Annotated in this window: 29 protein-coding genes and 1 riboswitch; of the genes, 26 read left to right on the top strand and 3 right to left on the bottom strand. The window is 33.7% G+C overall.

The features are described 5' to 3' along the window. Nucleotides 1–261: 261 nt before the first annotated feature. The 23 genes from CD118_RS03315 (at nt 262) to gcvPB (ending at nt 21,024) form a co-directional block, all read left to right on the top strand. Nucleotides 262–861: a superoxide dismutase gene (locus CD118_RS03315; RefSeq protein ID WP_060829850.1), complete on the top strand. Its 600-nt coding sequence runs from the start codon at nt 262–264 to the stop codon at nt 859–861. 227 nt (nt 862–1,088) lie between these two features. Further along, a complete protein-coding gene (locus CD118_RS03310; RefSeq protein WP_103356239.1) occupies nt 1,089–3,125 on the top strand; it encodes a peptidoglycan D,D-transpeptidase FtsI family protein in 2,037 nt (678 codons plus the stop codon). Between the two features lie 369 nt (nt 3,126–3,494). Next, a complete protein-coding gene (locus CD118_RS03305; protein WP_050330803.1) occupies nt 3,495–4,460 on the top strand; it encodes a PstS family phosphate ABC transporter substrate-binding protein in 966 nt (321 codons plus the stop codon). A 201-nt stretch (nt 4,461–4,661) separates the two neighbouring features. Next, nucleotides 4,662–5,561, top strand: coding sequence for a phosphate ABC transporter permease subunit PstC (gene pstC, locus CD118_RS03300; RefSeq protein ID WP_425353199.1), 900 nt, complete (start codon nt 4,662–4,664; stop codon nt 5,559–5,561). 1 nt (nt 5,562) lies between these two features. Further along, a complete protein-coding gene (gene pstA / locus CD118_RS03295; RefSeq protein WP_103356237.1) occupies nt 5,563–6,441 on the top strand; it encodes a phosphate ABC transporter permease PstA in 879 nt (292 codons plus the stop codon). Between the two features lie 40 nt (nt 6,442–6,481). Next, a complete protein-coding gene (gene pstB, locus CD118_RS03290; RefSeq protein WP_050330806.1) occupies nt 6,482–7,366 on the top strand; it encodes a phosphate ABC transporter ATP-binding protein PstB in 885 nt (294 codons plus the stop codon). A 2-nt stretch (nt 7,367–7,368) separates the two neighbouring features. Further along, nucleotides 7,369–8,019, top strand: coding sequence for a phosphate signaling complex protein PhoU (gene phoU / locus CD118_RS03285; RefSeq protein ID WP_050330807.1), 651 nt, complete (start codon nt 7,369–7,371; stop codon nt 8,017–8,019). Between the two features lie 74 nt (nt 8,020–8,093). Next, nucleotides 8,094–8,243, top strand: a complete 150-nt coding sequence (gene rpmG / locus CD118_RS03280; protein ID WP_016425180.1) for a 50S ribosomal protein L33 — start codon at nt 8,094–8,096, stop codon at nt 8,241–8,243. A 379-nt stretch (nt 8,244–8,622) separates the two neighbouring features. Beyond that, nucleotides 8,623–9,162 (top strand): 5-formyltetrahydrofolate cyclo-ligase, encoded by a 540-nt coding sequence (locus tag CD118_RS03275; protein ID WP_060829855.1) that lies wholly within the window; start codon nt 8,623–8,625, stop codon nt 9,160–9,162. A gap of 17 nt (nt 9,163–9,179) precedes the next feature. Next, the gene (locus CD118_RS03270) at nt 9,180–10,619 is read left to right on the top strand and encodes a rhomboid family intramembrane serine protease (RefSeq protein WP_103356236.1); all 1,440 of its coding nucleotides are present in this window, start codon (nt 9,180–9,182) and stop codon (nt 10,617–10,619) included. A 1-nt stretch (nt 10,620) separates the two neighbouring features. Continuing rightward, nucleotides 10,621–10,827, top strand: a complete 207-nt coding sequence (locus CD118_RS03265; protein ID WP_016425177.1) for a YqgQ family protein — start codon at nt 10,621–10,623, stop codon at nt 10,825–10,827. Further along, on the top strand, nt 10,820–11,806 hold the full coding sequence (locus CD118_RS03260) for an ROK family glucokinase (protein WP_103356235.1): 987 nt from the start codon (nt 10,820–10,822) through the stop codon (nt 11,804–11,806). The genes CD118_RS03265 and CD118_RS03260 overlap by 8 nt, the downstream gene beginning before the upstream one ends. After that, nucleotides 11,807–12,118: an MTH1187 family thiamine-binding protein gene (locus tag CD118_RS03255; protein ID WP_050330811.1), complete on the top strand. Its 312-nt coding sequence runs from the start codon at nt 11,807–11,809 to the stop codon at nt 12,116–12,118. Between the two features lie 15 nt (nt 12,119–12,133). Next, complete coding sequence (locus CD118_RS03250; protein ID WP_060829858.1) at nt 12,134–12,757, top strand: MBL fold metallo-hydrolase; 624 nt, start codon at nt 12,134–12,136, stop codon at nt 12,755–12,757. Nucleotides 12,758–12,813: 56 nt separating this feature from the next. Next, the gene (comGA, locus tag CD118_RS03245; RefSeq protein ID WP_103356234.1) at nt 12,814–13,788 is read left to right on the top strand and encodes a competence type IV pilus ATPase ComGA; all 975 of its coding nucleotides are present in this window, start codon (nt 12,814–12,816) and stop codon (nt 13,786–13,788) included. Beyond that, nucleotides 13,757–14,824, top strand: a complete 1,068-nt coding sequence (gene comGB, locus CD118_RS03240) for a competence type IV pilus assembly protein ComGB (RefSeq protein WP_103356233.1) — start codon at nt 13,757–13,759, stop codon at nt 14,822–14,824. Before comGA ends, comGB begins: the two co-directional genes overlap by 32 nt. Nucleotides 14,825–14,835: 11 nt before the next feature. Continuing rightward, entirely contained in the window at nt 14,836–15,159 is a 324-nt protein-coding gene (comGC, locus tag CD118_RS03235; RefSeq protein WP_050330815.1) for a competence type IV pilus major pilin ComGC, read from the top strand. After that, nucleotides 15,134–15,580 (top strand): competence type IV pilus minor pilin ComGD, encoded by a 447-nt coding sequence (gene comGD / locus CD118_RS03230; protein WP_103356232.1) that lies wholly within the window; start codon nt 15,134–15,136, stop codon nt 15,578–15,580. The genes comGC and comGD overlap by 26 nt, the downstream gene beginning before the upstream one ends. Nucleotides 15,581–15,910: 330 nt before the next feature. Beyond that, entirely contained in the window at nt 15,911–16,258 is a 348-nt protein-coding gene (locus CD118_RS03225) for a hypothetical protein (RefSeq protein ID WP_240621895.1), read from the top strand. Between the two features lie 163 nt (nt 16,259–16,421). Next, nucleotides 16,422–16,949 (top strand): shikimate kinase, encoded by a 528-nt coding sequence (locus CD118_RS03220; RefSeq protein WP_240621893.1) that lies wholly within the window; start codon nt 16,422–16,424, stop codon nt 16,947–16,949. Further along, nucleotides 16,936–17,029, top strand: a riboswitch (glycine riboswitch). (Overlaps the previous gene by 14 nt.) 79 nt (nt 17,030–17,108) lie before the next feature. Next, a complete protein-coding gene (gcvT, locus tag CD118_RS03215) occupies nt 17,109–18,200 on the top strand; it encodes a glycine cleavage system aminomethyltransferase GcvT (RefSeq protein ID WP_103356230.1) in 1,092 nt (363 codons plus the stop codon). A 12-nt stretch (nt 18,201–18,212) separates the two neighbouring features. After that, nucleotides 18,213–19,562 (top strand): aminomethyl-transferring glycine dehydrogenase subunit GcvPA, encoded by a 1,350-nt coding sequence (gcvPA, locus tag CD118_RS03210; RefSeq protein WP_060829863.1) that lies wholly within the window; start codon nt 18,213–18,215, stop codon nt 19,560–19,562. Continuing rightward, the gene (gene gcvPB / locus CD118_RS03205; protein WP_050330819.1) at nt 19,552–21,024 is read left to right on the top strand and encodes an aminomethyl-transferring glycine dehydrogenase subunit GcvPB; all 1,473 of its coding nucleotides are present in this window, start codon (nt 19,552–19,554) and stop codon (nt 21,022–21,024) included. The genes gcvPA and gcvPB overlap by 11 nt, the downstream gene beginning before the upstream one ends. 265 nt (nt 21,025–21,289) lie before the next feature. Here gcvPB and CD118_RS03200 read toward each other — a convergent pair whose 3' ends face one another. Continuing rightward, nucleotides 21,290–21,622, bottom strand: coding sequence for a rhodanese-like domain-containing protein (locus tag CD118_RS03200; protein ID WP_371317743.1), 333 nt, complete (start codon nt 21,620–21,622; stop codon nt 21,290–21,292). Between the two features lie 196 nt (nt 21,623–21,818). Between CD118_RS03200 and CD118_RS03195 the strand changes: the two genes are divergently transcribed. Continuing rightward, a complete protein-coding gene (locus tag CD118_RS03195) occupies nt 21,819–22,649 on the top strand; it encodes a lipoate--protein ligase family protein (protein WP_060829864.1) in 831 nt (276 codons plus the stop codon). Between the two features lie 80 nt (nt 22,650–22,729). Here CD118_RS03195 and CD118_RS03190 read toward each other — a convergent pair whose 3' ends face one another. Together CD118_RS03190 and CD118_RS03185 are read right to left on the bottom strand one after the other, a co-directional pair. Beyond that, the gene (locus CD118_RS03190; RefSeq protein WP_037559273.1) at nt 22,730–22,945 is read right to left on the bottom strand and encodes an SA1362 family protein; all 216 of its coding nucleotides are present in this window, start codon (nt 22,943–22,945) and stop codon (nt 22,730–22,732) included. Between the two features lie 25 nt (nt 22,946–22,970). Next, on the bottom strand, nt 22,971–23,576 hold the full coding sequence (locus CD118_RS03185) for a hypothetical protein (protein WP_060829865.1): 606 nt from the start codon (nt 23,574–23,576) through the stop codon (nt 22,971–22,973). A 93-nt stretch (nt 23,577–23,669) separates the two neighbouring features. On the opposite strand from CD118_RS03185, the gene CD118_RS03180 reads away from it, so the two are divergent. Then, complete coding sequence (locus CD118_RS03180) at nt 23,670–24,731, top strand: M24 family metallopeptidase (RefSeq protein WP_060829866.1); 1,062 nt, start codon at nt 23,670–23,672, stop codon at nt 24,729–24,731. A 27-nt stretch (nt 24,732–24,758) separates the two neighbouring features. Next, on the top strand, nt 24,759–25,316 hold the full coding sequence (gene efp / locus CD118_RS03175) for an elongation factor P (protein ID WP_016425158.1): 558 nt from the start codon (nt 24,759–24,761) through the stop codon (nt 25,314–25,316). The last annotated feature ends 34 nt before the right edge of the window (nt 25,317–25,350 follow it).

Below are 25,350 nucleotides of genomic sequence, written 5' to 3'. Positions count from 1 at the left end.
CCATTAGAGCATTGAAAATATGTTTCATCGATAACAATTAATTAATTCAATAACATTTTACAAATAAAAAGTGTCAAGCAATTTAAAAAACTTTATATATAGATAATTTGATGATTAAAATGTTTAAATCTGCTGAAATTGCGCTATAATATAAGTATGTAGTCAAAATGATATTCATCAATTTGTAAGCATATTAATTGTGACAAGATGATGAATGTTGATACAATTATCATGGAATCAAATTTAGGAGGATGATTAATTATGGCATTTGAACTACCAAAATTACCATATGACTATGATGCATTAGAACCACACATTGACAAAGAAACAATGGTGCTACATCATGACAAACATCATAATACGTATGTAACAAAGTTAAACGCAGCAGTTGAAGGTACAGATTTAGAAAATAAATCTATTGAAGATTTAATTGCTAATTTAGACAGTGTGCCTGAAGATAAACGTACTGCAGTTCGTAATAATGGTGGTGGACACTTAAACCACTCATTTTTCTGGCAAATTATTTCACCTAACTCAGAAGAAAAAGGTGAAGTTGTAGATAAAATTAAAGAACAATGGGGTTCTTTAGATGCATTCAAAAAAGAATTTGCTGATAAAGCTGCAGGTCAATTTGGTTCAGGTTGGGCATGGTTAGTAGTGAATAATGGTCAATTAGAAATCGTAACGACTCCTAACCAAGATAGTCCACTTACTAATGGCCAAACTCCAATTTTAAACTTAGATGTATGGGAACATGCATATTACCTTAAATATCAAAATAAACGCCCAGATTATATCAATTCTTTCTGGAATGTTGTTAACTGGGAAAAAGTTAACGAATTATATCAAGCAGCGAAATAATATGCGATATAGAAGGGGGTTGAGGCTCATGGGCCATCAACCTCTTTTTTTTATTTTAGAATGGACCTCGATACATAGATCAGCGTCATTCACATTATATTACGGCAAATAAGTATAAGGAGATAGGGTTGCTATATTTTTATACTTTTTACCACAAAACATTAGCCAAATGTATTTTTATCATATATTATTTTAAGAAGAACTATGGTGAATAGAGGTCGGTTGTTTTGTTAAAACGATTAAAAGAAAAAACAAATGATGAAAAGATGCGTCTACGAATGAACAAGCGCGTCAATTTTATTTTCGCAGTCATTATTTTTGCTTTCGTACTCATTGTCTTAAGGCTAGGTTATTTACAAATTGTTCAAGGTTCACAATATAATCAAATGATTCGTGAAAGCGAGAATGTGACAGTGAATGAGTCTGTGCCAAGAGGCCGTATTTTAGATCGTAATGGTAATGTCATCGTAGATAATGCATCAAAAAAATCAATTACATATACTAGAGGTAAAAATACAAATCAAGATGAGATTATGGATACCGCTAAAAAGTTATCTCAATTAATTAAAATGGATACTTCTAAAATCACGGAACGCGATAAAAAAGATTTTTGGATTCAAAAGAATCCTAATCAAGCCAAAAAATTAATGAAAAAAGAACAACAATTATATGAGAACGGTGATATTTCTCAAGATGATTACGATAACAAATTGCGCCATAAAATCAGTGATAAAGATTTAGACAATTTATCTAAAAAAGATCTTCAAGTGTTGGCTATTTATAGAGAGATGATGCAGAGCTCAACATTAAGTCCGAGAACAATTAAAAATGATAAGGTCACTGATGAAGAGTATGCCTCTGTATCACAAAAACTTTCGTATTTGCCTGGTATTAATACAGAAATGGATTGGGATCGTAAATATCCCTATGGAAAAACATTAAGAGGTATATTAGGAAGTGTTTCAACTCCTGAAGAAGGTCTGCCAAAAGAATTAACAGATGAATATTTATCTAAAGGTTATTCAAGAAATGACCGTGTGGGTAAAAGTTATTTAGAATTACAATATGAAAATATTTTAAGAGGTAAAAAGAAAGAAATGCGCTATACCACTGATAAATCTGGAGCCATCATTGATTCGGAAGTGGTGAACGAAGGTTCTCGCGGTGATGACTTAGTCTTAACGATAGATATTAAGTTACAACAAAAAGCGGAAGAATATTTAGAACAACAAATTAGAAAATTACGTTCAGAAGGCGCTAAAGATATGGATACGGCAATGATGGTTGTGCAAGACCCTAATAACGGTGATATTTTAGCCATGGTCGGTAAAAAAATTGATAAAGACGGTTCACTTACAGATTTTGATATCGGCACATTCACGACGCAATACGCTGTTGGTTCATCTGTTAAAGGGGCAACCTTATTAGCTGGCTATCAAAACAATGTCATCCATGTTGGTGAACAAATGATTGATGAACCTTTAACTTTTAAAGGCGGCTCTACAAAACGATCTTACTTCAACAAAGATGGTAGAAAATTAATCAATGATAAAGAAGCACTCATGCATTCATCCAACGTTTTTATGTTTAAAACGGCATTAAAACTGGCTGGCCTTGAGTACCAACCTAACATGGCCTTACCAACAGATGTAACAATTCCTGGACAAAAATTACGAAAAGGTTTAAACCAAGTCGGTCTAGGTGTGAAAACTGGTATTGATTTACCCAATGAAGTCACTGGACAAATTGAACCTTTAAAAAATAATCCAGGGAACTATCTTGATCTCGCAATTGGCCAATATGATACTTATTCACCATTACAGCTATCACAATATGTATCAACAATTGCAAATAATGGTTTTAGAATTCAGCCACATATTGGTAAAGAAATTCGAAAAGCAACAAAAAATGATGATTTAGGACCTGTCAAACATAAAATTAATGGTAGAGTTTTAAACCGCGTCAATAACAAGCCGGACGAATTAAAAGAAGTTCAAGACGGATTTGATATGGCCTTTAATAAAGTTGCTGGTACAGGTTACGCGAGTTTCAGCAAAACAAAAGTTCGTTCTGCAGGTAAAACGGGTACAGCCGAAGTTTTCCAAGATGGCGAACCACGCGTTAATTCTACTTATGTTGGTTATGCGCCTGAAGATGATCCGAAACTTGCATTCTCAATCGTTTATACCAACCAACCTGTTCCTGAACCATGGTTGAATGGTGGCGACTTAGGCCGAGATGTTATTAATTACTACTTTAAATAAAGATAAAGACTTGCTTTGTAATCTCAAATACTTTTATATTAGTTACGAAGTCAAAACAGCTCTAAGATGATGAAACAATCATCTTAGAGCTGTTTTATATCCATCATTTTTAGTGATGCGTTGTCTAGATCTCATACCAACAACCTGTATTCAGTGATTAAACATAAATGATTGACTAATAGCGCAAATATGTGAGTACAATCTTAACGACGCGCAATCAAGGATAAAATCAGTGTATGTCATAAAGAAACACTACAAAATTTCATAATTAACATAAACTTTACATTACATTCATTCATAGTTAATAAATGATTTGTATCCTTAAGATGTAAACAATATGATAACCACTAATTCTAGGAGGATGTTTCAATGAAAAAATGGCAAGTATTGGGCACTACAGTTATCAGCGCTTCATTAATTTTAGGTGCGTGTGGCGGAGCTGGACAAAGTAATGATAGCAAAGGGAATGATTCTAAAGGTTCGGATGTTGAGGGCTCTGTAAAAGGTAATGGTTCATCAACTGTAGCACCTATCATTGAAAAATTAAACGAAAACTTTTCTTCAGATCATAAAAATATCACAGTTGAAAACGTGACTTCAGGAACTGGTGATGGATTCAAACAATTTATTGCTGGCAAAACTGATTTTTCAAATGCGTCACGACCAATCAAAGATGAAGAAAAAAATCAATTAAAAGACAAAAACATCGATTATACAGAATTTGAAATTGCAAAAGACGGTTTAACAATTGCAGTTAACAAAGATAATGACTTTGTAAAAGAATTATCTTTAGATGATTTGAAAAAGATTTATTCTGGCCAAGCTAAAAAATGGTCTGATATTAACTCTAAATATCCAAATAAAGAGATTAAAGCTTTTTCACCTGACCAATCTCACGGAACATACGACTTCTTCTCTGAAGAGGTTATGAACAAACAAGATATTAAAGCTGAGAAAAACCAAAATACAGATGTCATTGTTAAATCAGTTCAAGATAATCCAAATGGTATCGGATTCTTCGCATTTAACTTCTATAAAGAAAACGAAAAGAATTTAAAAGCAGTTAAAATTAAAGATAAAAATGGTAAAGCCATTTCACCTGATCACAAAACAATCCAAGATGGTTCATATCCTTTAAGTAGACCGTTATTCATCTATGCTAATAATGAAAAACTTAAGAAAAATGATGCATTTGCAGAATTCTTAAAATACACATTAGAAGATAAAGGTAAAGCAGCAGAATCTAAAGGTGTTGATTATGTCGCATTACCTAAGAATAAATATGAAGAACAGATGAAAAAACTTGATAAATTAACTGGAGATAAAAAGAAATAATCGAAGCAGTCATAATATGATAAGTTTTATATTCTGACAATCATGCATATTCATTTACGGAAGTGATTACAAAAATCCACATTGAAGTTGTAATCATGATTGACAGTGTCAAAGGGTTGAGTTTCATAATCAAATGATTATGTCTCAGCCCTTTTTAGAAAAGGAGCGCGTAATATGAAATCGCAAAACAATATTAGAGAGATGATCCAAAAGAAGAGTCATTCTGGTTCATCACTGAGTGATAAAATTGTGCCAATCATATTGGCTACGATTGCAGCAATTTCTATTTTAACAACAATAGGGATTGTCATTACATTATTGACTGAAACGATTACTTTTTTTACACGGGTCCCCATCTCTAAATTCTTTTTAGAAACCGATTGGAATCCATTTAGTTCGACACCAAAATATGGTATTTGGGCACTTATTCTCGGAACACTGAATATAACATTAATCGCAACAATTTTAGCTGTTCCAGTTGGAATAGGTGCAGCTATTTATTTAAGCGAGTATGCATCAAAACGAGCACGTAAAATCATTAAACCTATATTAGAAGTTCTTGCCGGTATACCGACAATTGTCTATGGTTTCTTCGCATTGACATTCGTAACGCCTGTGATTAGAGCAATTTTTCCTAGCATTAGTAGTTTTAATGCAATTAGTCCAGGTCTCGTTGTCGGTGTAATGATTATTCCGATGATTGCAAGTATGAGTGAAGATGCGATGTCATCAGTGCCTGACAAAATAAGAGAAGGTGCACTTGGCTTAGGTTCAACAAAATTAGAGATGATACTCAAAGTGATTTTACCCGCAGCAACATCAGGAATTATGGCTTCAATTGTATTAGCTATTTCTCGTGCAATTGGTGAAACAATGATCGTATCCCTTGCAGCAGGGTCAAGCCCGTCGTTTGATTTATCTTTAACACATTCTATCCAAACGATGACGGCTTATATTGTCCAAGTCTCACAAGGTGATGCAACAAATGGCTCTGATTTATACTACAGTATTTATGCAGTTGGGTTCACATTATTTATCTTTACATTAATAATGAATTTTATTTCGCAAATGATTACAAAACGTTTCAGAGAGGAGTATTAAAATGAATTTAATCAATCAAGCTGAGGTTGAGAAAAAACTCTCTGGCCGTATGACAAAGAATAAGGTGCTTAAAACGATATTCTTGATATGTACACTTATCGGTTTAATTGTTTTAGCTATCTTAATTATCGATATTTTAAGAAAAGGCCTTCCAGTCATGACTGGTGACTTTTTCATAAATTTCTCTTCATCATCTGCGCATACAGCGGGGGTTAAAGGTGCTGTCATTGGGACATTATGGCTCATGATGACACTTATTCCTATCGCTTTAGTACTTGGTGTTGGAAGTGCCATTTATTTAGAAGAATATGCTAAAGACAATGCTTTTACTAAATTTATCCGTGTTAACATTTCTAACTTAGCTTCTGTGCCTTCCATTGTATATGGTTTATTGGGGGCAACAATATTTGTGGCTTTGTTGAAACTCGGTAATTCTGTAATTGCTGCTGCACTAACATTAGCATTGCTCATCTTGCCCGTTATTATCGTAGCAAGCCAAGAAGCCTTGAAAGCCGTTCCTAATTCAGTTAAAGAAGCTTCTTATGGTTTAGGAGCAAATAAATGGCAAACGATTAAAAATGTTGTTTTGCCAGCAGCGATTCCTGGTATTGTGACAGGGGTTATTTTAGCAATTTCGAGAGCTATCGGAGAAACAGCACCTTTAGTCGCAATTGGGATTCCGACTATTTTGTTAAGAACACCAAATAGCATTTTAGATTCTTTCCAAACATTACCTTTACAAATTTATGATTGGGCAAGAAAACCAGGGCTTGATTTTCAATCACTTTCATCTGCAGCCATAATTGTCTTATTAGCCATTTTATTAATATTAAACACAATCGCTGTCATTATCAGAAACAAGTATTCTAAAAAATATTAACAAGAAAAATTTTAAAATCGTTTTGAAATGAGGTTTTACTATGACTGAACTTAATACACTAGAGTCAGAAACAAACAAAGTAAACAGTAATAGCAAAGTTAAAAATGAAAATAAAAGATTTATTGCTACAACACAACAACAAGAGGACAATGTACTGAAAGACGCAGATCGTCAAATTGTTTATTCTACTCAGAATTTAGATTTATGGTATGGTGAGCAGCATTCATTAAAAAATATCAACTTAGATATTTTAGAGAAAAATGTTACTGCCATTATCGGGCCTTCTGGATCAGGAAAATCAACCTATGTAAAAGCATTAAATAGAATGGTGGAGTTGGTACCCTCTGTGAAAACATCAGGAAAAGTATTTTATCGAGATCAAAACATTTTTGACAAGCGTTATCCTGTTGAAAAATTGCGTACAAATGTAGGAATGGTATTTCAACAGCCAAATCCGTTCCCGAAATCAATTTATGATAACATCACTTACGGCCCAAGAATTCATGGGATAAAAGATAAAAAAATACTAGATGAAATTGTTGAAAAATCGTTACGTGGTGCAGCAATTTGGGATGAATTAAAAGACCGCCTTAACCAAAATGCATACGGTCTTTCTGGTGGACAACAACAGCGTGTCTGTATTGCTAGATGCCTTGCTATTGAACCAGATGTTATTTTAATGGATGAGCCAACTTCTGCACTTGATCCGATTTCTACTTTAAGAGTGGAAGAACTTGTACAAGATTTGAAAAAAGATTATTCAATTATTATTGTTACACATAATATGCAACAAGCAGCGCGTGTTTCTGATAAAACGGCATTTTTCTTAAATGGTCATGTGAATGAATACGACGATACAGATAAAATCTTCTCAAATCCTTCTGATAAACAAACAGAAGACTACATTTCTGGACGTTTTGGATAATCATGACTGTCATTAGGAAAAGATATGAAGACCAGTTAAGTGACCTATTTAAAGATGTTCGTCGATTAGGTTTAAACGTTTATGATATGATACAACAATCGATAAAAGTTTTATCAGATAAAGACGTTACCCATGCAAGACAGGTTATCAGAAGAGATGAAGACATTAATAAATTGGAGTCTGATATTAATGAGAAAGTTGTCATGCTGATTACACGGCAACAGCCTATTGCTAAAGATTTACGATTTATGATTTCAACACTTAAAATCGCTTCTGAATTTGAAAGAATGGGCGATAATGCTGCAAATATAGCTAAAATACGCACACGGGCACAATTTACAGATCATTATATTATGATGCGGCTCGAAGCTATGGGACATCTTTCTATGTTGATGCTCAAAGACTTAAAAGAGGCCACACGTCATAATGACTTAGAATTAGTTAAAGAAATCATTGAACGTGATATTGATATTGATGATTTATATAAGCAAATTATTAATACAACATACTTGATTGATAACGATCCTTTCGTTGCTGGACAAGCACATTTAGTCGCAAGATATTTAGAAAGAATCGGTGATCATGTCGTCAAAATTGCTGAACATATTTATTATTTTATTACAGGAAATCGATATGAGACTTATGAGAAATAACACTTTCCAATTTCTGCTTTAAATGATATGATAATGAAGTCGTATTTTGAAGAAAGAATAGGAGGGATACCGCTATGCGCGTTAATGTGACATTAGCTTGTACAGAATGTGGAGATCGCAATTACATCTCTACTAAAAACAAAAGAAATAATCCTGAACGAATTGAAATGAATAAGTTCTGTGCACGAGATAATAAAAAAACTTTACATCGTGAAACTAAGTAATCATTTCATGTAAGTGAGTTTGGAACATAAATAATTCAACTCATTTTAATGATTAAATCAGTTTAAATCACGGAGATTTCAAACTTCTAGACAAGATTTTATTACAAGTTTTAGACGTTTGTTTATCCAAGGGGGCAAAAATATCTATTAGTCATAGGTATTTTTAGCCCCTTTTTTTATTACTTTCTTTAGGAAACTGTTTCTGGCTCATTATTCTATAATCGGATGTTGGAACGTACCACTATAAATGTAGCTAAAGCACTTATTTTACGACATTAAATCAATTGTTATATACTTTATTCAATTGTCATATAATGATATTTCCATGACACCAGTTAACAAGCACGATATAATAGTGACAAAAGGGGAGTGATGTTAATTGAACAAAAAATCATTGAGGTTAGAAACTTTAAATAAGATGAAATCACTCTCACCCCAGCAAAAATGTGTAGCTGACGAATGGCTATTTCAACAATTAATTGCACATCCAAAGTATCAACATGCCAATCGTATCGGTATTGTAATGTCCATGCCTCATGAAATCAATACAGACCCGATTATTTTACATGCATTACAAAACGATAAATTAGTTTTTGTACCTTCTACTGACTATCAACAAAAAAAGATGGTATTTCAACAGCTGTTTGACTTAAATCAAGTTGATATGGATGAGAGAGGGATCCGATATGTTAAACATCAAACACCTATCAATCATTCATTAGATTTGGTAATTGTACCAGGAGTTGTTTTTAATCAAAATGGTTATCGTATTGGCTATGGCGGGGGTTATTTTGATCGATTTTTGTCAGAATATCAGCCAGTGAATCTAAGTCTCGTTTATGATATACAAATGACAGACTTGATGACCGTTGAGCCTCATGATTACCCGGTATCTGAATTAATCATCGCAGAAACATAAATAACTGGAGGATTTATATGTTTGAAGAAAAGCACTTATGGAAAGCAAGCTTTTTATGGATAAAATACTTAAACTACGAATGTATACACTTTGATCAAGATAAAGGCGAGATTTGGCTTGGCAATAAAAAACAAAATCATATTATTATATTTAAACAAGGTCATTTTACAACCCAAGAATTAGAATTTGATAAAGAGCGCCTCATTTCACATCATGATGATATCACAAACTTCATAGGTTATAATGCCAATCGTTATGATGTATATGTAATGACGGAGAAATCGTTTAATCCCACTCAATTCAATGTACATCAACCTGTTCGGGTTCGTTTTCATTGTATTGATTCAATCAAAGCATTTGATCAAATGAGTGATCACTTTCTAATCAAAAGAAATTTGAGACATAAAGATAATAAAACAGAAAAAGAGTACAAAAAGCGTGTATTGAATCCAAATATTATCGAACGTGCAATGTATCGTTTTACTCCGGTAACTTACGTTTTGATTTTTATAAATGTACTTATTTGGCTTATCGTAACTTTTTTTACACCTCATCATACAGATTATGAAATTATTAACTTAGGCGCATTAAGCCATTTTAATGTTGTCCATGGAGAATGGTACCGACTGTTGTCTTCGATATTTTTACATATTGATTTTCAACATTTACTCTTTAATATGTTGTCACTCTATATATTTGGGAAATTAGTAGAATCCTTTGTCGGATCACTTAAAATGCTTGGTATCTACTTTTTCTCAGGAATTTTTGGCAACTTATTATCGTTATCGTTTATTACAAAGGGATTTTCATTAGGAGCGAGTGGGGCTATTTTTGGATTAATTGGCGCATTACTTGCATTGATGATTATCAGCAAACGTTTTGAACGAAAAATGATGTTACAAATGATTCTTGCTGTACTCATTATGACGGGAATTACATTGCTCATTCAAAATGTTAACGTGGTCGCTCATTTAGGCGGATTAATAGGTGGGGGACTTATTACTTATTTAGGTTATTTATTTGTAGCAATGCGAAAATACTTTTACATTTTAGTCGCATTCACAATTGTGATTACCATTGGTATGCTCGTGAAAATATATACAACACCGGATATCAATATTTATAATCAAATCATTCAAGATGAGATGTATAGCAATCATTTTAGTGAAGCTAAAGATATGGTTAAGCAGACTTACCATAATGGCTATGCAGACGACATGACATATTATTTATCCGGTCTAATTATTGCAACACAAGATTCAAAAGCCGAGGCTATGGCTGAATGGGAACACGGTGTCAAGCTCTTTCCAAATTCAACACCACTCAATTATGAATTAGCCATAGCAAACCGGTCATTAGGTGATAATAAAAAGGCAAATAAATATTTATCACAAGTACTAAAAAATGATCCTAAAAATAAGGATTATATCAATTTAAAAAAAGAACTGGATGATTAACATGCAGACACAACTTAATACATTTTATGATGTACTTCAATTACTTAAAAAATATGGTTTTATCATTTATTTTGATAATAAAGATGATATGCTAGAAATGATTGAACAAGAAATTCAGACGTTATATCGACACGAATTAATAACTAGAGAAGAATTTCTCCAATCTAAATTATTAATTAACCAAAGAAGGATGAACAGAGATGAGTAAACATTTGATTTTAGCAGCAGATATTGGTGGTACGACTTGTAAACTTGGGATTTTTAATGATAATCTAGAACAACTTTCGAAATGGTCGATTGAAACCGATACGTCTGATCCTACTGGTCGTGTTTTATTACGACAAATATATGATGCTTTTGTAAACCAAATAGATAAATATAACTTTGAAATGAATGACGTTCTTGGATTAGGAATAGGCGTTCCCGGTCCAGTTATGTTTAAATCTGGGATTGTGAATGGTGCAGTCAACCTTAACTGGCCTGACCGTGTCAATGTTTCAGAGATCATGCAAGAGTGGGTTTCATTCCCGGTCTATGTCGACAATGATGCCAATGTTGCAGCATTAGGAGAAAAACATAGTGGTGCGGGCAAAGATGCTGAGGATGTTGTTGCGATAACATTAGGTACAGGACTCGGCGGCGGTATTATTTCAAACGGCGAGATTGTACATGGCCATAATGGCTCAGGTGCCGAACTTGGACATATCAGAGTGGATCATGACCAACGTTTCCAGTGCAACTGTGGTAAATCGGGTTGCATCGAAACCGTTGCTTCAGCTACGGGCGTCGTTAATTTAGTCAATTTCTATTATCCTAAATTGACATTTAAATCATCAATTCTACAATTGATTAAAGATAATAAAGTCACCGCTAAAGCAGTTTTTGATGCTGCTAAAGCAGGTGATCAATTTTGTATATTTATTACCGAACGTGTTGCACAATACATTGCTTATTTAGCAAGTATTATCAGTGTTACGACAAATCCGAAATATATTATTCTTGGCGGTGGTATGTCGGATGCAGGAGATATTTTAATTGAAAATATTAAAACAGAATATCATCATCTTGCATTTACACCTTCACAAGAGGGTACAGAAATTGTACGTGCAGAACTCGGCAATGATGCTGGTATTGTCGGTGCAGCTGGTTTAATAAAAACTTATATTATAGAAAAGGAGCGCGTTTAAATGGCTATAGTAGATGTCGTAGTAATCCCTGTTGGAACTGAAGGACCAAGTGTAAGTAAATATATCGCTGAAATCCAAACAAAATTAGAGGCATTCAAACAAGAAGGTAAGATCGACTATCAATTAACACCCATGAACACATTGATTGAAGGCGAGCTATCTGATTTATTTGAAGTTGTTCAAGCCATTCATGAACTACCATTTGATAAAGGTTTAGATCGTGTTTGCACTAATATTAGAATCGATGACCGTCGTGATAAAAATAGAAAGATGAATGATAAATTAGAATCAGTGAGAAAACATTTACAGTAAATGAGAGGGATAAACATGAAAATTTCCTACCTGACTTTAGGGATAGTCAGTACAAATACGTATTTTATTGAAAATGATACCGAATTGATTTTAATCGACCCATCTTCAGAATCCAAAAAAATATTAAATCGTATTCAGCAATCTCAAAAGCAATTGAAAGCAATTTTGCTTACTCATGCACATTTTGATCATATTGCAGCACTAGATGATGTTTTAAAACAATATGACGTGCCAGTATATATGCATCCTGAAGAATTTGATTTTCTTTCTGAACCAGAAAAAAATGGCTCTGTTCAATTCCAAGCATATGGATTACCAATCATCACAAGCCATGCAAATCCTACTGCAATTGAAGAGGGTCATCATCAAATTGGACAATTTCAATTTGATGCATTGCATACACCTGGACATTCACCAGGAAGTTTGACGTATGTTTTTGATGAATTTGCAGTTGTTGGAGATACTTTATTTAATAATGGCATTGGTAGAACAGATTTATACCGCGGTGACTATGAAACACTCGTTGATTCAATTCAAGATAAGATTTTTAATTTAGATGAAACGTTGCCATTATATCCGGGACATGGTCCATTCACGACTGTTGAAAATGAATATATGAATCCTTATCTTCATGGCTAAAAATTTTAAAGTAATTTAAACACCTCTTACGTGTATAGATGTAAGAGGTGATTTTTATGCAATTATTATTTGACCATGTCATTCAATATGCGATTCAAAGTGAAGCAAGTGATATTCATTTTATACCTTCACAATCACAAGTTGAGGTGAAATTAAGAGTTAAAGACCAGTTAATCATGTATGACACATTGAATAAAGAAACCTATCAAAAATTGCTCACGCTTTTAAAGTTTCAAGCTGGACTTGATATTACAACACGCCACAAAGCACAAAGCGGTAGATATATTTATGAGTATAAAAATTTATATTATCTCCGCGTATCTACATTACCACTTAATTTAGGTACTGAAAGTTGTGTCATACGCTTAACACCCCAATATTTCCAAACTTCAAATATAGACTCAGTGATAGATATTAAAACAACAATGGAAAAAAAGCAGGGCCTCATATTATTTAGTGGTCCAACCGGTGCAGGTAAAAGTACGCTGATGTATCAAATGGTCGTTTATGCAAAGCAAAAATTAAATCTTAATATTATCACCATTGAGGACCCGGTCGAACAGCTCGTAAACGGGATCACACAAATTTCTGTTAATGAAAAAGCAGATATCACTTATAGTTCTTCATTGAAAGCCATTTTAAGATGCGATCCAGATGTCATTCTAATTGGTGAAATAAGAGATAAATATATTGCCAGAGACGTCATTCAAGCGAGTTTAAGTGGTCATTTAGTTTTATCCACAATTCATGCAAATGATTGCTCAGGTGTATTATTAAGACTATTAGAAATGGGACTGTCACAGCAAGACTTGTCACAATCTATTAATATGATTATTAACCAACGTTTAATTACAACTAAAAAAGATAACCGACAACTTGTTTATGAAACAATGAATCAATCTGAAATTCAATTTTTCTTGAAAAACAATTTTAAATTACCTGCAGCATTTGAAAGCTTAGTAGATAAGTTACATTCTTTAAACCAAGAAGGCGTGATCGATGAAAAAATATTACGAAAATATTCAACATAGGCGAACATTACGTCATATAAACTCAAATCATCTATTAATAATGGAACGCCTATCACAACTATTAGTGCATGGATTTACTTTCGCTGAAGCGATGAAGTTTATATATGATCAACTCCAAATCAAAAACAAACGATTCCATTCAATATTGATCAACGCCTTGAATCAAGGTGCTTCATGCTATGAAGTTTTCCGTATTTTAGGTTATCCGCAAACCGTATTACTCCAATTATATTTCGCTGAAAAATACGGTTCTCTCCCAGAAACTCTGCAATTATGCCACCAATTTTATAGTAAAAACAGAAAGCTTAAAAAACAATTTGTTAAAACAATACAATATCCTATTGTACTTATTTTTATTTTTTTCGCGCTAATCACGACTTTGAACCACACCGTTATGCCTCAATTTAATCAAATGTATGACAATATGCAGTTAGAAGCCTCATTATTACAAAAAATCATAAAAGCTTTCATCCAAAACTTCCCACTCACTTCATTAGCTCTACTTCTTTGTTTGACCGCTATTTTCTTTTTAGTTCGCCACTTTTTTAAGCAACTTACTGTTCGTCAGCAAATTCAATGGATTAACCGCTTCCCATTCCTCAGAAAATACTACAAACTTTACAACACCTATAACATTACAAATCATTTCGTTTTATTTTTTAAAAATGGCATCACATTGAATGACATTGTCCAAATTTATATCCATCAACAAGAAAGTTTATTTCTCACATATATTGGTCGTACTTTGCAATATCAACTTCAAAATGGCGTTTCCTTTTCAACTATATTTACCCAGCTCAATTGTTTTGAAAATCAGCTTATTCATTATATTCAACATGGTGAAATGCGAGATAAATTGGATGTCGAACTCCAAATGTATAGCATATTTTTACTTGACCATATTGAATATTTTTTACACCAACACATTAAATGGATTCAGCCCATTATGTTCACCTTAATTGGCTTACTCGTATTATGTGTTTATTTAGTCATGATGCTTCCCATTTTTGAAATGATGCAAACGATAAAAGAATAGGAGATATTGATATGATTAAAAATATAATGACAAAATTATTAGTTAAAAAAGGCTTTACACTCATAGAAATGTTACTCGTGTTATTAATCATTAGTGTATTACTAATTTTAATCATTCCTAACATTGCTAAACAATCTGAGCACATTCAGAAGACAGGCTGTAGCGCACAATTGAAAATGATAGATAGTCAAATCGAAGCTTATGCTTTAAAGTTCAATCACAAACCTGCAACGATCGATGATTTAGTTAGAGAAGGCTATATTAAAGAAAGTCAAAAGCAATGTAAATCTGGAGAAACAATTTCTATAAATGCAGGCGAAGCGATTGCGTCGTGATGGCTATACACTTGTAGAAATGCTAGTTGTGTTATCAATTATCATAGTTTTTCTATCCATTGTGATTACACATCCAAAATTTGATTTCTCTCATCTACAATGTGAATATGAAATTAAAAAGCTTACAAGCGAGATTGATTTCTATCAATCACAGGCGATAAAACATCATCAGTCCATATTGATGCTTTTTCGTAAACAATACAATGACATTAAAATAGTTACTTCATATCCTCAAACAACACGCTTGCTTAAATTAAATCCTCTTAACTTAAAAACGAGTTCTAATCTACCATATCTTAAATTTGATAAAAAAGGACAAATTTCAAAGTTTGGAACGCTATATTTTGAATATCAAGGACAAACGATTGCTCTGATTTTTCATATTGAACAAGGGAGGTACCGTATCAAATATTTAAAATAAAAAAAGGTTACTTATTAATAGAAGCGCTTTTTGCGATTTCTGTCTTAGTTGTTTTAACGAATCAAATACTTCCGTTAAATCAACAAATGTTAGCCACTTACCGGAATCAAGTCGAACAATTGGAGCTAAAGCGAGCACTATACCAAATTGTTAGAAAAAATATTCCACATGAAAGGTTAAGAATAGCAAATTATGAAGTCATTCCTCAGAAACAAAGGATTTGTATACAAAATTTACAGTCACATCAAAAATATTGTTATATCAAAAAGGGGATTCACACTCATTGAAAGTTTGATTGCATTACTAGCGCAATGCTTAATCATGATGCTCATGCCAATTTTTATCATGACATTCAGCCAACTTAAACACACACTCTTTGATGATAGAACTTATGATTTAGAAATGATGATTAAAGATATCTCTGACCATTTGAACCGCACTGATATTAAAGATGTATTGATACTAAAAAAGGGGATTGAAATTCAAAACAAACAATCTAAAATTACTTATTATCTTCAAAATCAAAAGATTATTAAAACTGTAAATCATAGAGGAAATATTACGCTATGTAATGAGGTTATGAACGTAGTTTTCACAAAAGTTAGTAACAAATATATTTTAATGCATATAAAGTACCGTGAAAGGAATGGTTTTCACGAAAAAGAAATTCTGTTCTAAAAAAGGGTTCACACTACCTTTATTACTCGTTATATTTACTGCTTATTTTTCATTTAATGCTTTTTATTTAATGATTTATAGTCTAAAATTACAAGCAATAGATGCTATTTCTGATGATTATGAACATCACATTAGGCAAACAATAGAAAAAGGTGAGTAACGATTGAAGACAACTAGTAAAATGCCTATCGTACTAATAGGATTCATGGGCGCAGGTAAATCCACAATTGGCAAAATTTTATCACATGAACTCAATTGCTCATTTACTGATTTAGACATCTTGATTGAAGCGCAATTGAATCAATCAATTCCAGAAATTTTTGAGTTAGAAGGTGAAAAAGCATTTAGAAAATATGAATATCAATATTTAAAACAGGCACTAGAAAAATATGATATTATAGCCACAGGTGGCGGTATTCTATCAGATGATCAAACATTCAATTTTCTAAAAAAACAGCAAATAACTGTTGTTTGGATAGACGCCCCCTTTGAAATATTATATGAACGTATCAAAAATGATGCGCATCGACCTAATGCAAACAAAAAAAGTCATGAAACCTTAAAAAGCTTGTATTATAGTCGTAATTCAAGATATAATGAAATCGCATTCATTAAGATTTCATCCAAAATATCATTGCGAGAAACACTTAATGAAATTAAAAACATAATATTTGCGAACGATCAATATTAGAGAGCATGGCATGGGCCATCGCCGAAGGAGCAAGTAACTTGGATTACGAATCTCTCAGGCAAAAGGATAATATTGTGACGCATTCCTGAAGGGATTTCAACAGGGGAGTAGTTCAACTACTCTTCTGTTTTTTTATTAAACAATTAGGAGGGTATTTTCATGTCTGAAGGTTTAAAACAAACCCCGTTATATCAACACTATGTTGATGCTGGTGCAAAAATAGTTGAATTCGGTGGTTGGGCAATGCCTGTTCAATTTTCAAGTATTAAAGAAGAGCATAACGCTGTTCGTTCTAATGTAGGGTTATTCGATGTGAGTCATATGGGGGAAATTATCATCGAGGGTCCTGATGCTGCAAAGTTAGTACAGTATGTACTTTCAAACGACACAGAACAACTAACACTTTCAAAAGCGCAATATACAGCATTGTGCAATGAACACGGTGGTGTAATTGATGATTTAGTTATTTATCAATTGAATACGCAACGTTATTTACTTATTGTTAATGCTGCAAATGTAGAAAAAGACTATCAATGGATTGTTGACCATAGTCAAGATTTTGATGCAAAGATTGAAAATGTATCATCAAGCTACGGACAACTCGCTGTACAAGGTCCAAACGCACGTCAATTAATCCAAGCACAGGTTCAAGATGATATCAGCGACATGAAAATGTTTGAATTTAAAAAAGAGGTAGAATTATTTGATAAAAAAGTCATTTTATCTCAATCAGGCTACACAGGAGAAGATGGTTTCGAAATATATTGCGATAGTACAGACGTTGTTACCATTTGGGAAAAGCTCCTTTCTCTTGATGTGGTACCTTGTGGTTTAGGTGCACGTGATACTTTACGTTTAGAAGCTGGCTTACCTCTGCATGGGCAAGACTTAAGTGAAACGATTACACCTTACGAAGGAGGAATTGCATTTGCCGCTAAACCTCTCATTGAAGCCGATTTTATTGGAAAATCAGTACTCAAAGAACAAAAAGAAAATGGTGCGCCAAGACGTACAATTGGCTTACGAATGATTGAAAAAGGGATACCTCGAACAGGTTATACCATTTACAATTTAGAAGGCAAAGAAATAGGTGAAGTCACGTCTGGAACTCAGTCCCCTTCTACAGGACATTCAATTGGCATGGGAATTATTCAACGTGATGAATTTGAAATGGGAAAAGAAATTATTATACAAGTTAGAAAAAAACAAGTAAAAGCGCAAATTGTTAAAAAAAATCAAATTGAAAAATAGGGAGTGAATCGTGTGAGTCATCGTTATATTCCATTAACTGAACAAGATGAGAAGGACATGTTAGAAATGATTGGGGTAAACTCAATTCAAGATTTATATAGTGACGTTCCTGAAAATATACTTCTAAACCGAGATTTAAATCTCGAAGAAGCTGAACCAGAGACCCAATTGCTAAAGCGATTAAATCGAATTGCAAATAAGAATACAACTAAAGAAACACATACAAGTTTCCTTGGCGCGGGTGTTTATGACCATTATGCACCTGCAGTGGTAGATGCCATGATTTCTAGATCAGAATTCTACACTGCTTATACACCTTATCAACCTGAAATTTCACAAGGTGAACTACAAGCTATATTTGAGTTTCAAACGATGATTTGTGAGTTAACAGGTATGGACGTAGCGAACTCATCGATGTACGACGGCATGACAAGCTTTGCTGAAGCGTGTTTGTTAGCTTGGGGAAAAACTAAAAAAAGTAAAATTGTGGTTTCAAAAGGCTTACACTATCAAGCATTACAAGTGTTACACACATATTCTGCAATTCGTGAGCAATATGAAGTTGTGGAAGTCGATTTAGAAGGTACAATCACTGATTTAGAAAAACTTGAAGCAGCAATCGACGATGACACAGCAGCTGTTGCTGTTCAATATCCTAATTTCTATGGTTCAATAGAAGATTTAGAAGCCATTCAAGCGCTTATTAAAGACAAAAAAGCTTTATTTATTGTCTATGCTAATCCACTTTCATTAGGTTTATTAACGCCACCAGGAGAATTTGGTGCAGATATCGTTGTTGGTGATACACAAGTGTTTGGAATCCCTTCTCAATTCGGCGGACCTCACTGTGGATATTTTGCGACAACGAAGCAATTAATGAGAAAGATACCTGGACGTTTAGTAGGTCAAACACAAGATGATGAAGGTAACCGCGGTTTTGTTTTAACATTACAGGCGCGCGAGCAACATATTCGACGTGAAACAGCTACATCTAACATTTGTTCAAATCAAGCTTTAAATGCTCTCGCATCCTCAATAGCGATGTCCGCTTTAGGTAAACAAGGCATTTATGACATAGCTGAACAAAATATTGAAAATGCAAATTATGCTAAAGCTCAGTTTAAAAGCAATGGTTTTAAAGTCAATGAAGACACTTCTTTTAATGAATTTGTCGTTGAATTCAACAAACCTATCGAAGAAGTAAACGCATCATTACTTGAAGAAGGTATTATTGGTGGCTTCGACTTAAGTGTCGTTGATCCCCAATACAAAAATCATATGCTTGTCGCTGTAACTGAACTAAGAACAAAAGCTGAAATTGATACATTTGTTAAGAAAGCGGGTGATTTAAATGGTAAGTAAATCTAGTCCATTAATATTTGAACGTTCAAAAGAAGGGCGTTTTGCCTATGCATTACCTAAAAAAGAGATAAACGAGAATGTCGCGGAAAAGTTACTAGATTCAAAATTCATTCGTAAAAATAAGGCGGAATTTCCAGAAGTATCAGAATTAGATCTTGTTCGCCATTATACAGAACTATCTCATAAAAATTTCGGTGTAGATACAGGCTTTTATCCACTAGGTTCTTGTACAATGAAATACAACCCTAAAGTAAATGAAAAAGCCGCACGCATACCTGGCTTTGCTGAATCACACCCGCTTCAAGATGTGAATCAAGTTCAAGGTTCATTAGAAATTATTTACAATTTGCAAGAAGAGCTTAAAGAAATTACTGGCATGGATGAAATTTCTTTACAACCCGCTGCTGGTGCCCATGGTGAGTGGACTGCTTTAATGATTTTCAAAGCCTACCATTTACAAAATGGTGACACACAGCGTGATGAAGTCATCGTTCCTGACTCCGCTCATGGTACAAATCCAGCTTCAGCCGTATTTGCTGGCTTTAAAGCAGTCACTGTGAAATCTAATGAAAAAGGTGAAGTCGATATAGATCACCTTAAAGAATTAGTCAGCGATAAAACTGCAGCTATTATGTTAACAAACCCTAATACATTAGGAATATTTGAAACTAATATTATGGAGATTCGAGACATCGTACACGAAGCAGGCGGATTGCTTTATTACGATGGCGCTAATTTAAATGCCATAATGGATAAAGTTAGACCTGGTGATATGGGCTTTGATGCTGTACATCTTAATTTACACAAAACATTTACTGGCCCGCATGGCGGCGGTGGACCAGGTTCAGGTCCAATTGGTGTTAAAAAGGCCCTTCGAGAATATTTACCAAAACCACTTGTTGTTAAAAATGGAGATCGTTTTGAATACGATAATGAAATTAAACATTCGATTGGTCGCGTTAAACCGTTTTATGGTAATTTTGGTATCTATTTACGTGCCTACACATATATTCGCTCAATGGGCTACCAAGGTTTGAGAGAAGTGTCAGAAGCAGCTGTGCTTAATGCAAATTATATGAAAGCGAGACTTAAAGATACTTTTGTCATTCCATTTGACCAATATTGTAAGCATGAATTTGTACTGAGCGGTACAAAACAGAAAAAATTGGGTGTGCGTACATTAGATATGGCTAAACGGCTTTTAGATTTTGGTGTTCATCCACCTACTGTTTATTTCCCTCTCATTGTTGATGAAGGTATGATGATAGAACCAACTGAAACAGAATCTAAAGAAACGTTAGATTATTTCTGTGACGCTTTAATTCAAATTGCTAAAGAAGCAGAAGAAGATCCTGATAAGGTTTTAGAAGCGCCACATACAACGATAATCGACCGGTTAGATGAAACAACAGCAGCACGTAAACCTATATTAAAATTTGAGAATTTAAAAGAAGAAAAATAAAAAGATAACCCTAGTACGTGCAAAGCAGCACACGCTAGGGTTCTTTTGATTGAATATAATGATTTGATTAACTGCAATAGGATACGAAGCATACACAGTTTGATTCGCAATCGAACTGAGTTAAAGCGTGCAATTAAAGTAACAGTAACATTTAAACACGATGATATATAACACAAGCTCATAGAGAGGATGAGCCCAACCTATCTGAGCATTAAAATAAAGCTAGAGCCCCCATCGTCAAGTTGGAGCATTCTAGCTTTAAAAATTACTTTTTAGACTTAATTTTGCCAGTCCACTTTTTGTAACCGCCTTTTAGCATGTATAAGTCTTTATATCCTTTTTTCTTTAACGTTCTTGCCGCACGATAACTTGCGATACCATTGGCATCAACCAAATAAATCGGTTGGTCTTTTCGCAAACCTTGATAGCGTTGACGGAACATGGTCATAGGTATGTTTCTTGCACCATTAATGTGACCATAGTCATAATCTGCTTTTTCACGAAGGTCAATGACTTGTGCTTTTCGAATGCCTTGCTGAAAAGCTTCTTGATCCAATTCTGTAACAGATTTTTTATTAATCAAATAATTAATTACCATCCAAATAATGACGGCAGCCAACACAATCAAAACAATCCATGTTATGTTACTCATCTTGCATCCTCCCTAAAATACCGATATTATTATTATAAGACTGATAGACTGATTTATCAAAATTTTTATATTGTGACATATGTTAGTATTTTTATATAATCACTACATATGCCAAAGTCATTCATAGGAGGCTTTAAATCAAATGACAGAAACTTGGCATTTTATTAATACAGGGAGCCATGACCCATATTATAATATGGCATTAGATGAAGCATTATTAAACTTTGTCTCAAGAGGGGAAATCGACCCCGTCATCAGATTTTACACGTGGAATCCACCGACATTGTCGATTGGTTATTTCCAACGTTTATCAAAAGAAATCGATATCGACAAAGTAAAAGAAAAAGGTTACGGACTTGTAAGACGACAAACTGGAGGTAGAGGTGTCTTACATGATAAAGAGTTAACATATAGTGTGATCGTTCCTGAGTCTCATCCAGATATGCCTAAAACAGTAACTGAAGCGTACCGCGTCATTTCTGAAGGTTTATTGGAAGGCTTCAAGTCACTCGGTTTTGATGCATATTTTGCAGTACCTCGCTCTAAAGAGGAACGTGAGAAACTTAAACAACCACGAAGTTCGGTATGTTTCGATGCGCCAAGCTGGTATGAACTTGTTGTCGAAGGTAAAAAAATCGCCGGAAGTGCGCAAACACGTCAAAAAGGCGTTATCTTACAACACGGTTCAATACTACAAGATGTCGATATCGATGATCTATTTGATATGTTTATTTTTAAAAATGATCGATTAAAAGCCAAAATGAAGGAAGCTTTTGTAGAAAAAGCGGTTGCAATTAATGATTTGTCTGATAGTCATGTATCATTAACCGAAATGGAAGTAGCCTTTAAAGAAGGCTTTAAAAAAGCTTTAGATTTGGAATATCAACCGCTTGAATTGACCGAGGCTCAACAAGAAGAAGTAAAAGCGTTGGAAGAAAAATATCGCTCGGAAGCATTTTTATACAGAAAATAAAATCAATGAATAAAAAGCATGACGCGAATTACTGTGCCATGCTTTTTATTGTTCTTAGTTAATATTTCTCGCTTAGAGGATTATCTGCGGCGTCGATAACGATTTTTCCACACTCTCAATTTATAATTTCTTTGATCGGGCGTTAAAAAGAAAAAGAAATAAATCAAATAAATCACAGCAATCATCACAATAAGCATGATAATTGATTTAAATATTCCAAATAAAACAAGATCTAAATTCAACACTAACCCGATTATCGCAATAATAATCACGATACCAAATAGGATTTTTTGCAAAGCGCTCATCTCTATATACACCTCTTTAATTTTGTTTCAAATTATCATTCTTTACTTGAATGTTTGTCAAATTTTGACGTCCTCTTTGAATAGAAGTCAAATCTTTTTTTGCATAACCTTTTTTAATTTCAGTTAAGGCTGTTTTGATGTCTTTTTGTACTTTCAACACTTGTTTATGTTGTTTTTTTACATTATCATCTTTTTTTACAATCGATAAATCATTCACGCTCTCTTTGTATTGATTAATCGCATCATCATGCGCTTCAATAACACCATCAAGTTGATCCATAACATCTTGATCCTTTTTATTCTTCATAATTTGATTATCAATCGCTTGATAGTCATTAATTGTTTTTGTTACTGAGCCATAATATTTTGAAGATATTTGTAAATAATCTGCAATTTTTTTGTTTGTTTTAGCTTGTCCAGTATTTTCTGAGTCTTTTTTCAACGCATCTAATTGCTTTTGTTTTTTATGATTTTCATTTTTGAGTTCTTGATTTTCTAATTTCAAATCATGATTTTTGTCACTCAAATCCGTACTTTTTTCTTCAAGAGGCAATAAATTTTGACTCCCACACCCCGTTAGTAACAACGTTAGCCCTAAACTCGCAAACATTCTTTTTTTCATAATAAACTCCTAAACATTAATAGTTTTTCATTATACTTGTTTATATTTTAAGGTATCATATAGTTAAGTACAAATATCAAGGAGGAAAATATCATGAAAAATAGAATAAATAAAGTAAGAAGTCTATTACAAGAAAAACATTTAGATGGCCTAGTTGTTCTCACAGATTTCAATAGACGTTATTTATCTGGCTTTACTGGAACAAGCGGCGGCTTATTAATTACACAAGATCAAGCCCGTTTAATTACGGATTTTCGCTATATCGATCAAGCAACTGAACAGGCACCATTATTTGAAATTGTTAAACAAGAAAGTGATCTTTATTCTAGTGTAATCACACAAATTCAAGAATTAAACCTTCAAAATATAGGCTTTGAAGGACACCTTGTTTCTTATGATGCCTTTTTAAAATTAAATCAAGGTCGTCACGATTTAATATCAATAGGAGATGAAATTGAAAAAATTCGTCGCGTAAAAGATGCGGACGAAATTAAATTGATTCAAAAGGCAGCGGATATCGTTGACCAAGCTTACGAACATATTCTGACTGTGGCAAAACCAGGTATGACAGAAAAAGAATTAAAAGCACATTTGGAAAGTAAAATGTTACATCTAGGTGCAGATGATACATCATTTGATACAATCGTTGCTTCTGGTAAAAGAGGCGCACTACCACACGGCGTCGCATCAGATAAAGTAATCGAATCCGGGGATATGGTTACTTTAGATTTTGGAGCTTACTACCAAGGCTACAGTTCTGATATTACGAGAACATTTGCGGTGGGGCAACCTTCTGACGAAATGATCAAAATTTATAACATCGTATTAAAAAGTCAAGAAACAGCAATCCAGGCGATTCAAGCAGGTATGACTGGTAAAGAAATCGACTCAATCGCACGTCAAGTGATTACTGATGCGGGCTACGGCGACAATTTTGGTCATTCATTAGGTCATGGCATTGGATTAGATGTACATGAGCAACCAGCGCTTTCTCAAAAATCTGATACCGTTCTTGAAATCAATCACTGTGTTACGATCGAACCGGGTATATATGTAAATGGTCTTGGTGGTGTTCGTATTGAAGATGACATTTTAATTACAGAAAATGGCGGTCAATGCTTTACTAATTGTCGAAAAGACCTTATTATTTTATAAGAAGAGTGAATCTGAGGAGGAAACTGAATGATTTCTGTAAATGATTTTAAAACAGGTTTAACCATTTCTGTCGATAATGGTATTTGGAAAGTTTTAGAATTCCAACATGTTAAACCTGGTAAAGGGTCTGCTTTTGTGAGATCAAAATTACGTAATTTAAGAACAGGTGCAATTCAAGAAAAAACATTCCGTGCTGGTGAAAAAGTAGAACCTGCTATGATTGAAAACCGTCGTATGCAATATCTATATGCTGATGGGGACAACCATGTATTTATGGACAATGAAACATTTGAACAAACAGAACTTACAACACAATATTTAGAACATGAATTGAAGTTTTTAGTTGCTAACATGGATGTTCAAATTCAAACATATGAAGGCGAAACAATTGGCGTAGAACTTCCAAAAACTGTTGAACTACGCGTAACTGAAACAGAACCAGGTATCAAAGGTGATACTGCGACAGGAGCAACAAAATCAGCTACTGTTGAAACAGGTTATTCATTAAACGTGCCATTATTTGTTAACGAAGGCGACGTCTTAGTGATTAATACAACAGATGGAAGTTACGTTTCACGCGCGTAATTGTATTCATCGTTCAATATCTAACATATACCTA

The organism is Staphylococcus coagulans (assembly GCF_002901995.1).
In the GTDB taxonomy this organism is placed as follows: Bacteria; Bacillota; Bacilli; order Staphylococcales; family Staphylococcaceae; genus Staphylococcus; species Staphylococcus coagulans.
This window is presented reverse-complemented; position numbering and strand designations above follow the sequence as displayed.